13 protein-coding genes are annotated in these 13,802 nt (G+C 67.3%); 3 read left to right on the top strand and 10 right to left on the bottom strand.

Annotated elements, in window-relative coordinates; genetic code table 11:
* Nucleotides 1-107: 107 nt before the first annotated feature.
* Both BMW87_RS30900 and BMW87_RS30895 read right to left on the bottom strand, forming a co-directional pair.
* Nucleotides 108-1,883 (bottom strand): cytochrome c biogenesis protein DipZ, encoded by a 1,776-nt coding sequence (locus BMW87_RS30900; protein ID WP_093081652.1) that lies wholly within the window; start codon nt 1,881-1,883, stop codon nt 108-110.
* A gap of 37 nt (nt 1,884-1,920) precedes the next feature.
* Entirely contained in the window at nt 1,921-3,288 is a 1,368-nt protein-coding gene (locus BMW87_RS30895) for an ATP-binding protein (protein WP_093052775.1), read from the bottom strand.
* A 248-nt stretch (nt 3,289-3,536) separates the two neighbouring features.
* On the opposite strand from BMW87_RS30895, the gene BMW87_RS30890 reads away from it, so the two are divergent.
* Nucleotides 3,537-4,568 carry an alpha/beta fold hydrolase gene (locus tag BMW87_RS30890; protein WP_093081649.1) on the top strand — a complete coding sequence of 344 codons (1,032 nt, stop codon included), beginning with the start codon at nt 3,537-3,539 and terminating at the stop codon, nt 4,566-4,568.
* A 98-nt stretch (nt 4,569-4,666) separates the two neighbouring features.
* Complete coding sequence (locus BMW87_RS30885) at nt 4,667-5,410, top strand: response regulator (protein WP_093052769.1); 744 nt, start codon at nt 4,667-4,669, stop codon at nt 5,408-5,410.
* Between the two features lie 97 nt (nt 5,411-5,507).
* Here BMW87_RS30885 and BMW87_RS30880 read toward each other — a convergent pair whose 3' ends face one another.
* The 6 genes from BMW87_RS30880 to BMW87_RS30855 all read right to left on the bottom strand — a co-directional run bounded on the left by BMW87_RS30880 (nt 5,508) and on the right by BMW87_RS30855 (nt 11,231).
* Nucleotides 5,508-6,077, bottom strand: coding sequence for a thioredoxin family protein (locus BMW87_RS30880; protein WP_093081647.1), 570 nt, complete (start codon nt 6,075-6,077; stop codon nt 5,508-5,510).
* Nucleotides 6,078-6,230: 153 nt separating this feature from the next.
* On the bottom strand, nt 6,231-7,202 hold the full coding sequence (locus tag BMW87_RS30875; protein WP_093081644.1) for a tripartite tricarboxylate transporter substrate binding protein: 972 nt from the start codon (nt 7,200-7,202) through the stop codon (nt 6,231-6,233).
* 27 nt (nt 7,203-7,229) lie between these two features.
* Complete coding sequence (locus BMW87_RS30870) at nt 7,230-8,105, bottom strand: amidohydrolase family protein (RefSeq protein ID WP_093081641.1); 876 nt, start codon at nt 8,103-8,105, stop codon at nt 7,230-7,232.
* 3 nt (nt 8,106-8,108) lie between these two features.
* Nucleotides 8,109-9,302, bottom strand: a complete 1,194-nt coding sequence (locus tag BMW87_RS30865; protein WP_093081639.1) for a CoA transferase — start codon at nt 9,300-9,302, stop codon at nt 8,109-8,111.
* A 14-nt stretch (nt 9,303-9,316) separates the two neighbouring features.
* Nucleotides 9,317-10,297 (bottom strand): tripartite tricarboxylate transporter substrate binding protein, encoded by a 981-nt coding sequence (locus BMW87_RS30860; RefSeq protein WP_093081636.1) that lies wholly within the window; start codon nt 10,295-10,297, stop codon nt 9,317-9,319.
* A gap of 61 nt (nt 10,298-10,358) precedes the next feature.
* Complete coding sequence (locus tag BMW87_RS30855; protein WP_093081634.1) at nt 10,359-11,231, bottom strand: HpcH/HpaI aldolase/citrate lyase family protein; 873 nt, start codon at nt 11,229-11,231, stop codon at nt 10,359-10,361.
* A 75-nt stretch (nt 11,232-11,306) separates the two neighbouring features.
* On the opposite strand from BMW87_RS30855, the gene BMW87_RS30850 reads away from it, so the two are divergent.
* Entirely contained in the window at nt 11,307-12,212 is a 906-nt protein-coding gene (locus tag BMW87_RS30850; protein WP_093081631.1) for a LysR family transcriptional regulator, read from the top strand.
* Here BMW87_RS30850 and BMW87_RS30845 read toward each other — a convergent pair.
* Complete coding sequence (locus tag BMW87_RS30845; RefSeq protein WP_177192884.1) at nt 12,209-12,898, bottom strand: substrate-binding domain-containing protein; 690 nt, start codon at nt 12,896-12,898, stop codon at nt 12,209-12,211. The genes BMW87_RS30850 and BMW87_RS30845 overlap by 4 nt on opposite strands.
* A gap of 2 nt (nt 12,899-12,900) precedes the next feature.
* Nucleotides 12,901-13,791, bottom strand: a complete 891-nt coding sequence (locus BMW87_RS30840; RefSeq protein WP_093081628.1) for a DUF1932 domain-containing protein — start codon at nt 13,789-13,791, stop codon at nt 12,901-12,903.
* Between the last annotated feature and the right edge of the window lie 11 nt (nt 13,792-13,802).

The following is a 13,802-nucleotide window of genomic DNA, read 5'->3' as shown; positions in this document are numbered from 1 at the left end:
GGAGAACAACGCCATGAAGGCATTCAGGAAGTTCGTCGGCGGCGCCATTTCTATCGCCGGGGCCGTGGTGCTTGTAGCGCAGCACCTGTAAGGGGCACCAAGGGCGATCAGCCGAAGGTGAACACGTAGGCCTGCGCGCCCGCGTCGAGAAATTCGATTTCGAACAGGCGGTCCTTGTCGTTCGCCGTCTGGCGCACCAGTTGGTACAGGCGCTGTCCATCGATGGTGCCGTTGCCTTGCACATCGGTATCGGTGCCGTGGTCTGCCAGCGGTGGCTTGCCGTCGATCAGAACCTTGAAGCGCACGGGCTTGCCATCGGCCGACGGGCCGAGCACCAGATGCAGGTCGCGTGCATGAAAGCGATAGGCGATGCGCCCATTGGCCCGCACCAGCACCGCGCGTTCGCTTTCCACCGACCATTCGCCGCTCAGTGCCCACTGGTTGGCGCGCAGTGATGAAGCCACGGGATAGACCCGCGCACGATCCTTCGCGATGCCACCAGGCGAGGCGAAGCTCTGCGCGCGCTCGTAGCCCAGGTAGGTCTCGCCCGACAGGGCCGGCGACGCAGCCGCCGCAGCCTGCGTACCCTGGCCTTCCGGAGAGACCACGTCGGCCGGCACGACGGGCCGCCCGGCTTCCGCCAGCAACTGCTGGATGACCTGCTCCGACTTCGCATACTGCCCCTCGCCGAACTGGTGATGCCTGATGCGCCCCTGCGCATCGACGACATAGAACGCCGGCCAGTACTGGTTGCCGAAGGCGCGCCAGATCGCGTAGTTGCTGTCGACGGCCACCGGGAAGCCAATGCCCAGGTCCTTCGCTGCGCGGCGCACGTTGGCAGGCTGCTTCTCGAACGCGAACTCCGGCGCATGCACGCCGACTACCACCAGCCCCGCGTCCTTGTATTTCTCGGCCCATGCGCGAACGTAGGGCAGGGTGCGCAGGCAGTTGATGCACGAGTAGGTCCAGAAGTCGACCAGCACGACCTTGCCGCGCAGGCCCTCGGGCGTCAGCGGCGCGGAGTTGAGCCACTCGGTGGCGCCGGCCAGCGAAGGAAAGCCACCTTCGTCGGGCAGTGCCAATGCGGGCTTCTTCGGCTCCGGTTGCGTCGACGTCAGCATCAGGCCGCCCGGGTCGATGGAAGCCTTCGGTTGCGGCGATGGCATGGGCATGTCGATCTTCTCCACCAGTGCTTTCTCCAACGCCGAAGTTGTGCCGACAGAGAGGCGGCTGAGCAGCCCGGTGTCCAGCCCCAGCGCAATAGCGCCGACGCCCACAAGAACGGACACGCCGGCCACGCGCCGCATCCATTCACCGGTGCGCAGCGACCCCTTCATCGCCGAGAACAGTCGACCGCCAAAGAGCAGTGCAGCCGCCAGCGAGGTGCACGCACCGGCCGCATAGGCCAGCAACAACAACGACGTGCCGATGCTCGCGCCGTTGAGCGCGGCGCCGGTCAGGATCAGCCCGAGGATCGGCCCCGCGCACGGCGCCCACAGCAGCCCCGTGCCAACCCCCAGCAACAGCGGCGAGAACACCGACGCCTTCTCCGAGGCAGGCCCAGACAACCGCAAGCCAAGCGCCACCAGCGGACGGCTCAGCCGGTCGGCCACCGATGGAAACAGCAGCGTCACGCCGAACACCGCCAGCAGCGCAATCGCCGCATAGCGCCCGTATTCGTTGAGCGCCACGACCCAGCCGCCGCCCACCGCCGCCAGCGTGGCGATGGCCGAGAACGCCAGCGCCATGCCCAGCAGCATGGGCAGGCCATGCGAGCGGAACGGTCGATCGGCGCGCGCGAACACGAACGGGAGCACGGGCAGGATGCACGGGCTCAGGATGGTGAGCACACCACCCAGGTAGGCAACGATGAGGAGGAGCATGGTCGGGGTCTGGTCAATGGGGGGATGAGGGCGCGGCTCAGTTCGGCGGCGCGGCGCGCGTGCTCATGGTCAGCCGGGCTTCGAGCCCGCCTTCGGGTCGGTTGCGCAGCACCAGCTCCGCGCCCATCGCCATTGCCAGTTGGTGGGCGATGGCCAGGCCCAGTCCGGTGCCGCCGGTGTTGCGATTGCGCGAGCCTTCCACGCGGTAGAAGGGCTTGAGCACGTTCTCCAGCTGGTCGGGAGGAATACCCGGTCCGTTGTCGACCACGGCCAGCACCAGCCGGTCGGCCTCGGCATGCACCTGCAGGCGCACGTCAGTGCCGAACTTCAGCGCGTTGTCGATCAGGTTCGTCAATATTCGCCGCAGCGCATTCGGCCGAGTCACGATGGGCTCACCCGTGCGGCCTTCGAGCAGCACCTGTTCACCCGAGTCCTCGTAGTCGGCCACCATGCTCTCGAACAGTGCATCGGCGTCGATGCGGCACGGCGGCTCGGTGGCGCCGTGCAGCGTGCGCGCGTAGGTCACGCCTTCGCGCACCAAGGCGTGCATCGCATCGAGGTCCTGGCGGAATTTGTCGCGGTCCTGATCGCTGTCCATCAGGTCGGTGCGCAGCCGCATGCGGGTGATGGGCGTCTGCAGGTCGTGCGAGATGGCCGCAAGGATTTCCACGCGCTCGGCCATGTAGCCCGCAATGCGCTTCTGCATTGCATTGAATGCGCGCGCCGCGTGCTTCACCTCGGTCGGGCCTTCTTCGGGCAACTGCTGTCCCTTCAGGTCTGGCCCCAGTTCGTCGGCTGCGTCGGCCAGCTGCGCCAGCGGCCGCGTGACCAGCCGCACCGCATACCAGGCGCACACGGCCAGCACCAGCAGCTGTATCCACAACAGCCACATCACCCAGCTCGACACGGGCATGTCCACACGCCGCGCATGCACGACCACGGAAGACCCGTCCGACAGCCGCACCTGGATCTGCAAGCTTTGCGGTGGGCTGCCCACCTGGCCGACCTTGACGATCTCGAATGGGCGCATCGCATCGACGATGGCGGCGGCGAACTGTTGCGACATCGGCGTGTCGGGCGGCGTGCCCTGTGCGCTGCCGCCCAGCACGAAGCGGTAGTTGCGCCGCTCCAGCCGCGCGAGCCAGCTTTCGCGCTCGGCGGCCGGCAGCCGGTCGAGGATGGCGACCGAGCTCGCGATGTCGCGCTCGATGCCGATCATCATCAGCTCGCGCATCGCGATGCCGCGTTCGTAGCGGATCGCCGTGAAGGTCAGCAGCTGCGCAATGGCCAGCCCGATGACGATGATCAGCGTCACGCGCGAGAACAGCGAGCGGGGCAGCAGCCGGCGCAGGCCTGCGGGGTTGACCGGGGCGAGGGGTGCGGGGAGGCTTGCGGATGTAGGCATGGGCTGGTTTATAGACCCGGGGTCGCGCCGCAGATCACTTCTTTGTATTGCAGTGTGTTGGGCGGCAAACGGGACATACAACATTACCTGCCGGGGCTCAGATGCCGTCGCAGCTTCGGCTTTGTATGGCCGTGTATCCGGCGCGGCCCGTACACACGGCCATACAAGAACACCCCTGGCATGACACATGCCGCATACATCCGGCGCATTCAATCGTTCCGTCGCCAACACAAACGAAGGAACACCCCATGTCCGAAGAACCCGTCAACCGTCAACGCCGTTTCCTGCTGGGAGGCGCCGCCGCCAGCCTCGCCGCCGTCGAACTGGCATTCATGAGCAGCACCGTCCACGCGGCCGATGCCGTGCCCGCTGCCAAGCCGCGCAAGCTGGAGCCCATCCGCCAGATCAAGGCAGGCGAGCTCGATGTCGGCTACTACGAGGCCGGCCCTGCCGACGGCATTCCGGTGCTGCTGATGCACGGCTACCCCTACGACATCCACAGCTATGCCGAAGTCGCGCCGCTGCTCGCGGCCCGGGGTTGCCGGGTGATCGTGCCGCACCTGCGTGGCCATGGCACCACGCGCTTTCTCGACAGCGCCAACCCCCGCTCCGCGCAGCAGGCGGCAGTGGCGCTCGACCAGATCGCGCTGCTCGACGCCCTGAAGATTGACCGCGCCGTCATCGTCGGCTACGACTGGGGCGCGCGCACCGGCTGCATCATCGCGGCGCTCTGGCCCGAGCGCTGCATCGGGCTGCTCTCGGTCAACGGCTACATCATGACCAACCGCCCCGGCAACAAGCTGCCGCTGCCTGCGAAGGTCGAGCTGGGCTGGTGGTACCAGTACTACTTCGCCACCGAGCGCGGCCGCCTCGGGCTGGAAGCGAACCGGCGCGACATCGCGCGCATCCTGTGGACCACGAATTCGCCGAAGTGGGCATACGACGACGCCACCTTCGAGCGCACCGCCGCGTCGTTCGACAACCCTGACTACGTGCAGATCGTCATCCACAACTACCGCTGGCGCCTCGGTCTTGCGGACGGCTTCGCGCAGTACGAGGAATACGAGAAGCGCCTGGCCGCGTTTCCGACGATCAAGGTGCCAGCGATCACGATGGACGGCGACTCCGACGGTGTCGTGCCGGCCACCGACGGGAAGGCCTACGCTGCCAAGTTCACCGGGCCGCGCACGCACCTCGTCGTGAGCGCGGGCCACAACGTGCCGCAGGAGACGCCGCAGGTGTTTGCCGATGCGGTGTGGAAGCTCGCGTCGGCAACGTAGTGTGGCCGGCCGGGGCGCCGGATACACAGGAATACAAACCCGCTTGTCCCGGCCCGCAGCCGGGCTACATTGCGGCTTCCGACGTACCGGCCACCCGCATGACGACCTCGAAGACCTCCGACCACATCCTCATCGTCGACGACGACCGGGAAATCCGCGAACTGCTCACCACGTACCTGGTCAAGAACGGCCTGCGCGTGGTCGCGGTGCCCACGGGGCGGCACATGCGCGCGGCGCTGGAGGAGTCGGGGCCGTTCGATCTCATCATCCTCGACCTGATGCTGCCGGGCGAAGACGGGCTCACGCTGTGCCGTGACCTTCGCACGGGCAAGTACAAGGCCACGCCGATCCTCATGCTCACTGCGCGCAGCGAGGAGGCAGACCGCATCCTCGGTCTGGAGATGGGCGCCGACGACTATCTGGCCAAGCCGTTTTCCGCCCGCGAACTGCTGGCGCGCATGCGCTCGGTGCTGCGCCGCACGCGCATGCTGCCGCCGAACATGCGCTCGACCGAGTCGGCTTCGAAGCTGGGGTTCGGCGAGTGGCAGGTAGACACCACTGCGCGCCACCTGATCGACGACAGCGGGGTGATGGTGGCTCTCAGCGGTGCGGAGTACCGGCTGCTGCGCGTATTTCTCGACCACCCGCAGAAGGTGCTGAGCCGCGACCAGTTGCTGAGTCTCACGCAGGGGCGCGAGGCCGAGCTTTTCGAGCGCTCGATCGACCTGCTCGTGAGCCGGCTGCGTCAGCGTCTACGAGACGATGCGCGCGAGCCGCGCTTCATCAAGACGGTGCGCAGTGAGGGCTACGTTTTTTCTTCGACTGTCGAGGCGTTGGACTGAATCGTGCTGTGATGCACTGGCAGCTCACCGGGTTGCGTATCTCGTGGGTGATGCCGCCGGCTAGGAAGAGTAGGGCGAACCAGAGCTTCTTCATTCCTCAAGACCCCACCGGCGCAGGCTCAGCCAGCAGCGCCTGGATCTTCTTTTCCGTAGTGCCATAGCTGCCTTCGCCAAAGTGCGAATAGACGATCTTTCCCTGCTTGTCGATCAGGTACACCGCAGGCCAATATTGGTTCCTGAAGGCCTTCCAGGTGCCGTAGCTGTTGTCTTGCGCCACCGCGTGCCTGATCTGCAGCCGCTGGATCGCGTCCTTCACGTTCTTCGTCGATTTCTCGTACGCGAACTCCGGCGTGTGCACGCCGACGACGATCAGGCCTTTGTCCTTGTACTTCTCGTTCCAGTCCTTCACGTAAGGCAGGTGGTTGAGGCAGTTGATGCAGGTGTAGGTCCAGAAGTCGACCAGCACGACCTTGCCGCGCAGCTCACTGAGCTTCAGCGGCTGCGAGTTGAGCCAGGTGTCGATGTTCTGGAATTCAGGCGCGGGCACCGCCTCGGCGGCCGGAACGTCACCGCCGAGCGGCGATGGTGCGGCAAAGGTCAGCGTGAGGGCCGCCGCCGAGGCCGCGATGGCAACGGCGAAGAAGAGGGTGGAAGAGCGAAAGCGCATGGTGGTTCCTTCGGAAGAGTGACGGGCGTTCGTCTGTGAACGGAGCCGATTCTTCGTTGGGCCACCCTGCCGTGGCGCGAAACGCGTATGCCTCTGTATCCGCGGGGGGAAACCCACACACTACGTTTCACGCACACCCAGTCGAGTGCAGGATCAATCGACCCTGATGTTGCGTGCCTTCACCAGCGCGCTCACTCTTCCCGTCTCGTCCTGCACGAACTTCGCGAAGGCCTCGGGCGTGGTGCCGGCCGGCTCCAGGCCGAGCTGCAGCAGCTTCTGCCGCACGGTCGGGTCGTTGACCGCAGCCTGCACCGCCTTGCCGAGTTTCTGCACGATGTCGGCCGGCGTTCCCTTGGGCAGGAACACGCCGTTCCATTCGACCACGTTGTAGCCCGGCAGGCCCGACTCCGCGAGCGTCGGCGTGTCGGGCAGCCCCGGCACGCGCTTGATGGAGCTCACGCCCAGCGCGCGCAGCTTGCCGCCCTTGACGTAGCCCAGGGTCGACGCCACGTTGCCGAAATAGGCCGACACCTGCTCGCCCATCACGTCGGTCAGCGCTGGCGCGCCGCCCTTGTAGGGCACGTGCATCAGGTTGATCTTCGCCTGCTCGTTCAGCGCCTCGCCCGCCAGGTGCGAGCCGGTGCCGCCGCCCGCCGACGCAAAGCTCAGCTTGCCCGGGTTCTTGCGCGCGAAGTCGATGAACTCCGCGACGGTCTTGTACGGCGCGCTCGTCGGCACGACGAGGATCTGCGGCGCGGTGGCGACCAGCGACACGGGAATGAAGTCTTTCGCCGCGTCGAAGGGCAGCTTGCGCAGCGACGGATTCACCGAGAACGCCGATGCGTCGTAGAGCACGGTGTAGCCGTCGCCGGCCGCCTTGGCCACGTTGTCGGCGCCAAGCACGCCACCCGCGCCCGGCTTGTTGTCGATGACGATCTGCTGGCCCAGCGCAGTGCTCATCTGCTGCGCGACGATGCGCGCGGTGTTGTCGGCGCCGCCGCCCGCGGCGTACGGCACCACCATGCGGATCGGCTTGTCGGGCCAGGCGGCCCAGCCCAGCAGGGGAGCGGCGCAGGCGGCCAGCGCTACGACGGATTTCAGAAGGCGCTTCTGTGGTTGCTTCATGCCAATGTCTCGGAGTTTGCTTGTAGTTCAGGAAAAGTCGTAGAGCCGCGCGGGGTTGTCGACGAGCACGCGGCGTCGCGCGGCCTCGTCGGGAACCCATTGGCCCAGCAGGTCGAACAGCTGTGCGTCGTCGGGCTTGGCGGTGCGCTCGGTCGGGTGGGGCCAGTCGCTGCCCCACACCACGCGGTCGGGTGCCTGCTGCGCCCAGGCTTGCGCAATACCGGTCGTGTCGGCGTAGCCGCCTTCCGCGCCCACACGCGAATCCAGGTAGGCGCCTGACAGCTTGATCCAGGTGCGGCCGTTGTCGAGCAGCCGGCGCACGACGTCGTATGCGGGATGCGCCAGCGCATCGGGCAGTGGCAGGCGGGCAAGGTGATCGAGGACGATCGTGCAGGGCAGGCGCGCGAGCAGCGCCGCGTGCTCGACGATCTGGTCGGCGTTCCAGTGCAATTGCACATGCCAGCCGAACGCATGCACGCGCTGCGCCAGCGGCTCGACCATGGCGAAGTCCGTCGCCGCATTCATCGGCGTGTACAGCGTGAACCGGATGCCGCGGATGCCGCCCGCGTGCAGGCGTTCGAGTTCGGCATCGCTCACCTCGGGCCGTACCACCGCCACGCCGCGCGTGTGCGCGGCGCCAAGCGCTTGAATGGCGGCCAGCGTCACGCTGTTGTCCGTGCCGTGGGCGCGCGGCTGAACGACTACCGTGCGCTGCGTGCCGATGCGTTGCTGCAGCAGGCGGTAGTCGGCGGCGGTGGCGTGATCGAGCATGGCATCGGGCGGCCCGTGCAGCGCGAAGCGTCGGTCGTACACATGCATGTGCGCGTCGCACGCGCCTTCGGGTGCCGCGCTTGCGGGCTTGCGAGTGCCGCTGCTGTGGGGCACCACGTTATCGGTGGGCATGTCCTATTCGTCCAAGCGCTGCGCGGCCAGCACGCCTGCTGTGTGTTGCCCCAGCGTCGGCGCGGCAAAGGGCTCGGGCCCCGGCGTACGGCCGAATCGCACCGGCCGGGTGAAGCCGCGGTACGAGCCGAGCGTGGGGTGCGCGAAGTTCGCCACCATGTCCTCGGCCAGCACCTGTTCGTTGTCGAACATGTCTTCCACGGTGCGTGCTGCCGCGCAGGGCACTTCCTCGCCGAACAGTTCTTCCCATTCGAGCGCGGTGCGCGCGGCCAGCGCGGCGCGCAGCTTCGGAATGATCTCGGCGGCGTGCTGCGCGCGCTTGCGCACCGAGTCGTAGCGCTCGTCGCCCGCCAGTTCGGGCAGGTCGACCTTGGCGCACAGCGCCTGCCAGAAGTGCGGCGTGTTGGCCGAGATGTAGATGTGCCCCTCGCGCGTGGGGTGAAGACCGGTGATGCCGCCCGAGCGCATGTCGCGCCCCACGTCTTTCGGCTCGCCCTCGGCCCACACCATGCGCGCCGACTGCATCGTGAGCGCGGAGCGCAGCAGCGAAACGCCGACGAACTGGCCTTCACCGCTTTTCTCCCGCTCGTACAGCGCGGAGGCCACGCCGGCAGCCACCAGCGCGGCCGCGTAGTAGTCGACCACCGAGCCGTAGATGATCTCAGGCGGCTCGCCGCGCTTGCCCTGCAGCGCGCACATGCCGGTCATGGTCTGCAGCACCTGGTCGTAGCCCGCCTTCTCGCGCAGCGGCCCGGTCTCGCCATAGCCGGTGACGGCGCAGTAGATCAGGCGTGGGTTCACCGTCTTCAGCTGGTCGTACGCAATGCCCAGCCGCGGCGGCACGCTGGGGCGGAAGTTGTGCACCAGCACGTCGGCCGTGCGCACCAGCGCCATCAGCGCGGCGAGGTCCTGCGGGCTCTTGAGGTCGAGCACCACGCCCAGCTTGCTGCGGTTGACGCCGATGAACGCACGGCTTTCGGCTTCCAGCGTCGATGGGTACTTGCGCAGGTTGTCGCCCGTGGGCGGCTCGATCTTGATGACTTCCGCGCCCTGGTCGGCCAGCAGCGAGCAACCGTAGGGGCCCGCGATGTAGGCGCTCAGGTCGAGCACGCGCAGGCCGCTCAACGGCCCGGCGGGGCCCTGGCGCGCGGGCAGGGGCTTGTCGTCGCCAGCGTTGTCGGGGGCGGTAGTGCTCATGGGTTCTTCTTTCCTCAGTCGGCTGTGATGTTCTGTTGCTTGGCCAGCTTCTTCCAGCGCTCCACGTCGTCAGCGATCACGGTGCCGAACTGCGCAGGCGTCAGCGGCGTAGCGATGGCGCCTTCGCGCAGGAAGTTGGCCGTGATCTCGGGCCTGGCCAGGATCTGGTTGACGGCGCCATTGAGCTTGGCGACCACATCAGGCGGCGTGCCCGCCGGTGCCAGCAGGCCCCACCAGAGTTCGAATTCGTAGCCGGGCACCGCAGTGGCCATTGGCGTGAGATCAGGCGCGACGGGGCTGGACTTCAGGCTCGTGATGCCCACGGCGCGCAGCTTGCCGGCACGCACCATCGGCAGCAGCGAAGGACCGCTTGAAATCAGCAGCTGCGTCTGGTTGCCGATCAGGTCAGTCACGGCCGGACCCATGCCCTTGTAGGGAATGTGCGCGATCTGCAGGTCGCCCACCTTGGCCTTGAGCAGCTCGGTGCCGAACTGGTTCACGCTGCCCGAGCCCGACGAGGCGTAGTTGTACTGGCCTGGCTTGGCCTTGATGGCGGCGATCAGCTCGGCCGGTGTCTTCGCGGGAAACTCGTTGTTGACCGCGACGATGAACGGGCCCTTGGCGAACATGGCCACGGGTGCGAGGCCTTTCACCGGATCGAAGGGCATCTTCGATTGCACGGCTGCGTTGGTCGTCATGCTGGACGACACCGCCACCAGCGTGTAGCCGTCGGGCGTGGCGCGCGCCACCTGCGCCGTACCGGTGTTGCCGCTCGCGCCGGGGCGGTTGTCGATGATCACCGGTTGCTTGAGTTGGTCGCCCAACTCCTTGGCCACTTGGCGCGCGAAGGTGTCGTTGGAGCCGCCGGCCGGGTAGGGCACGACGATCGTGATGGCCTTGCCGGGATAGGCGCCCTGGGCGAATGCCGCGCCGGCAAGCGCTGCCGCTGCAACAACAGCGAGCACGCGCGGGCGAAGGAAGGATGGGAAATGCATTGTCTTGTCTCCGGTTTCTTATTGATGGGAAGCTCAGGTCAGGCAGGCAGCAGCCCAAGGCTCAATTGGGAAGCAGCCCAAGGCTGCGTGCACTCTCGACGATGGCGCGCGCGCGAATCACGAAGGGGATGTCGATCATTTTTCCGTCCACCACGTAGGCGCCGATGCCGTTGGCATCGGCTTCGCGCGCTGCCTCGACCACCTTGCAGGCGTGCGCGATCTCTTCATCCGTGGGGCGGAACACCTCGTTGGCGATGGCGATCTGGCTCGGGTGGATGCAGGTCTTGCCCAGAAAGCCGAGGTCGCGCGCCAGCGTGGCTTCGGCGCGGTAGCCCTCGGCATCGCGGATGTTCGCGAATGCGCCGTCGTAGGCATACATGCCCGCTTCGCCGGCTGCGATGCGCACCGCGAACATCGCCTGGCGAATCGCTGAAGGTTCGCGCCGGGCGATGCCCAGCGGCTCGAACAGGTCGCCCAGCCCCAGCTGCAGCCCCGACACGCGCGGATGCGCCAGTGCGAGTTCCGCTGCCGTACGCAATGCAGTGGGTGTCTCGATGTTCAGCAGCAGGCCAATGGGCGCCTGCACGCCGCTAGAGCGTTCGGCGCGCTCGATGACTTCGACCGCCGTGCGCACGTGCGCCGGGCTTTGCGGCTTCGGCAGGTTGATCAGATGCACGCCGGGCTGTGTCACCGCCGCCACGTCGCGCTCGAAGTGCGGCGTGTCCATGGCGTTGACGCGAACGATCAGTGTCTTTTGCGAGGAGGCCGCATCGCCGCTGGCAAGCAGCAGCTGGCGCACGGTCTCGCGCGCCTCGTCCTTGCGCGGCTCGGACACCGCGTCTTCCAGGTCGAGGCAGATGGCGTCCGCCGCACTGGTCAGTGCCTTGGCGAACAGTTCAGGACGGGTTCCGGGAACGAAGAGTTTGCTTCTCATGCATGCAGTGTCCGCAGTTCATGAGAAGAGAAAAACAGCTGCTCCCTGCGATCAGATCGCAGAAAATCTATCTTCATGGAAACGGCCTACCTGCAAAGCTTTCTTCTGGTGGTGGAGTCGGGCTCGATGTCGGAGGCCGCGCGCCGGCTCGACCTGACGCCCGGCGCGGTGGCGCAGCAGATCCGCGCGCTGGAGCGGGAGCTCAACGCACCGCTGCTCGCGCGCGCCGGCCGCACGGTGCAGCCGACCGAGGCGGGGCACCGGCTGGTGCAGCGCGCCCGCACGCTGCTGCGCGAGGTGAGCGACATCAAGGCGCTGGTGGGCAGCGAGGCGGCCGGCGGCGAGCTGGTCATCGGCACCATCAACACGGCCATCCACAGCCTGCTGCCAGACATCCTCGCGCGCTTCGTGAAGACGCATCCGGGTGTCAAGGTGTACCTGCAGTCGGGCAACACTGCCACGCTCTACAAGGCCATGCAGCAGGGCGAGCTCGATGCGGCCGTGTGCCTGTATCCACCGTTCGCGCTTGCGAAGACCTTCGACTGGGCCCTGCTGCGCGAAGAGCCGCTGGTGCTGCTCGCGCCGAGCCGCCTCGCGCGGCGCGATCCCCACGAACTGCTGCGGACCTCTCCGCTCATCCGCTACGACCGCAACCTCGGTGGCGGCAAGCAGGCCGACCGCTACCTGCGTTCGGCGGGCATCGTGCCGCAGGAGCGCTTCGAACTCAGTTCATTGCTGGCAATCGCGATGATGGTCGATCGAGGCCTCGGCGTGTCGGTCGTGCCCGACATCGCTTCGCCGCTGCTCGACGGGCAGCGCATCGCCAAGATCCCGCTGCCGCTGCCTTCGGAGACGCGGCGCTTCGGTGTGCTGTGGCTGCGGGCGTCGCCGCGGTTGAGGCTGATTCACGGTTTTGTCGAGAGCGCGGGGCTTGTCATTGCCGGCAAGGGAAACGGCTCTCGCAAGTCTGCGACCCGTTAGGCCGGCTCCATGCCGTGCCGGCGCTTGGCTTCTGCGCTGTCGCCGGAGGCCAGGTACGCGAGCAGCCCGCTTGCGGCGTCCGGCTGCGAAGCGGAAGAGCCCGGCGCTGCGCTGAACACCGTGGTGATCTGGATTGCCGGCGGCAGCGGCCCCAGCAGTGCGATGCCTTCGACGTCGATCAGCTCGCTCAGTTGCTGAAAGCCCAGCGCGGCTTCTCCGCGTGCGATCAACGAGCCCACCGGCACGCCGGGTGGCGCCTGTACCAATCGGCCCTTGATGGTGTCGGCGATGCCCCAGCGCTCGAACAGCGCGGCCAGGGCAACGCCACTGGGCCCGGTCGAATACGCGACGCTGGCCGCATCCAGCACGGCGCGCCGCACCGCTTCTTCGGTGGAGATATCGACTCGCGCGGCGTTCGCGGCAACGGCCACGGCAACGCCGGAGCGCACCACGTCGGTCTTGCGCGATGCGTCCACCTTGCCGGCAGCCGCCAGCTTGTCGATGGCATCGGAGGCGAGCACTACAACGTCGAATGGCTCTCCTGCCGAGACGCGCTTTGCGGCATCTACGCCGCCTACTGCCTCGAACGAAACCGGCACGCCGCTCGTGCGCGTGTACGCCGCGGCCAGCTCCAGCAGCAGGCCCTTCGTGGCCATGGAGCAGATGCCCCGTATCGAATCCGACATGGTCATGCGCGGCCGATGAGGCGATCCGCGTAGGCCTGCCAGTCGCTTGCGGCGTCCAGCCCTTCGAACAGGCCATCGCGTGCCTGCGCCGCAACCCAATCCTGCTTGGCCGCGATGGCGGCCGTCATCAGGGGCTCGAAGCCGGCCTCGCGCACGGTCTGCGCCGCTTCGCGCATCTCTTCCGCGCGGCGCTTGCCGTGCTGCACGACGCGGCTGAAGAAGTAGGCGCCTTGCTTGTCCCAGTCGATCTGCGGAAAGGTTTCCTTCAGCGTCGGCAGCACATGCGCTTCGACGCCGTAGCGCCTGGCGGTGGTGTAGCTCTCGATGACCAGCGCTTCCAGCCCCTTGATCATGATGCTGCGGCTCATCTTGATCGCCGAAGCCACGCCGAGTTGGTCGCTCACGACGCGAACGTCCATGCCCCAGCCGGCCAGCGTTGCAGCAAGCGCTTCGGCCTGCGGGCCGCCCAGCAGCATCGGCACGCGGATGCCGTAGGGCGGCACCGAGGTCATGACGCCGGCCTCGACGTAGGCGACGCCCACGGGCTCCAGCGCCGCCGCGGCGCGCTGCTTGGTGCCGGGCGATGCCGAGTTGAGATCGAGAAAGCGGCTGCCGGTGCGCGCGTGGCGAGCGGCCTCTTCGGCTACCGCCAGCGTGTTGGAGGCGGTGACGGCGGAGATGAGCAGGTCGGCGCGGCTGCAAAGCTCCTGCAGGCCGCTCGCCACGTGCATCCCGTCGCTTTCTGCCGCGGCACGCGCTGCCGCGCCCGTCGCGGGATCGGCGAAGCGCTTGTCCCAGACCCAGACGGCATCCACGCCGCCTTGCCCGCGCAACCCGCGTCCGAAGATGCCGCCCACTTCGCCGTAGCCGATGAGGCCCAGTGTCGTTCCCATGATCGTGTGTG

The sequence above is a fragment of the Variovorax sp. OV084 genome (assembly GCF_900111625.1).
Taxonomy (GTDB): domain Bacteria; phylum Pseudomonadota; class Gammaproteobacteria; order Burkholderiales; family Burkholderiaceae_C; genus Variovorax.
The sequence above is the reverse complement of the archived record's forward strand: the minus strand, read 5'-3'. Positions and strand labels throughout refer to the sequence as shown.

Bases quoted from the DNA above. Each gene is read 5' to 3' on its own strand.
- BMW87_RS30900 (WP_093081652.1), bottom strand. From the start codon at position 1,883: ATGCTCCTCCTCATCGTTGCCTACCTGGGTGGTGTGCTCACCATCCTG.
- BMW87_RS30895 (WP_093052775.1), bottom strand. From the start codon at position 3,288: ATGCCTACATCCGCAAGCCTCCCCGCACCCCTCGCCCCGGTCAACCCC.
- BMW87_RS30890 (WP_093081649.1), top strand. From the start codon at position 3,537: ATGTCCGAAGAACCCGTCAACCGTCAACGCCGTTTCCTGCTGGGAGGC.
- BMW87_RS30885 (WP_093052769.1), top strand. From the start codon at position 4,667: ATGACGACCTCGAAGACCTCCGACCACATCCTCATCGTCGACGACGAC.
- BMW87_RS30880 (WP_093081647.1), bottom strand. From the start codon at position 6,077: ATGCGCTTTCGCTCTTCCACCCTCTTCTTCGCCGTTGCCATCGCGGCC.
- BMW87_RS30875 (WP_093081644.1), bottom strand. From the start codon at position 7,202: ATGAAGCAACCACAGAAGCGCCTTCTGAAATCCGTCGTAGCGCTGGCC.
- BMW87_RS30870 (WP_093081641.1), bottom strand. From the start codon at position 8,105: ATGCCCACCGATAACGTGGTGCCCCACAGCAGCGGCACTCGCAAGCCC.
- BMW87_RS30865 (WP_093081639.1), bottom strand. From the start codon at position 9,302: ATGAGCACTACCGCCCCCGACAACGCTGGCGACGACAAGCCCCTGCCC.
- BMW87_RS30860 (WP_093081636.1), bottom strand. From the start codon at position 10,297: ATGCATTTCCCATCCTTCCTTCGCCCGCGCGTGCTCGCTGTTGTTGCA.
- BMW87_RS30855 (WP_093081634.1), bottom strand. From the start codon at position 11,231: ATGAGAAGCAAACTCTTCGTTCCCGGAACCCGTCCTGAACTGTTCGCC.
- BMW87_RS30850 (WP_093081631.1), top strand. From the start codon at position 11,307: ATGGAAACGGCCTACCTGCAAAGCTTTCTTCTGGTGGTGGAGTCGGGC.
- BMW87_RS30845 (WP_177192884.1), bottom strand. From the start codon at position 12,898: ATGTCGGATTCGATACGGGGCATCTGCTCCATGGCCACGAAGGGCCTG.
- BMW87_RS30840 (WP_093081628.1), bottom strand. From the start codon at position 13,791: ATGGGAACGACACTGGGCCTCATCGGCTACGGCGAAGTGGGCGGCATC.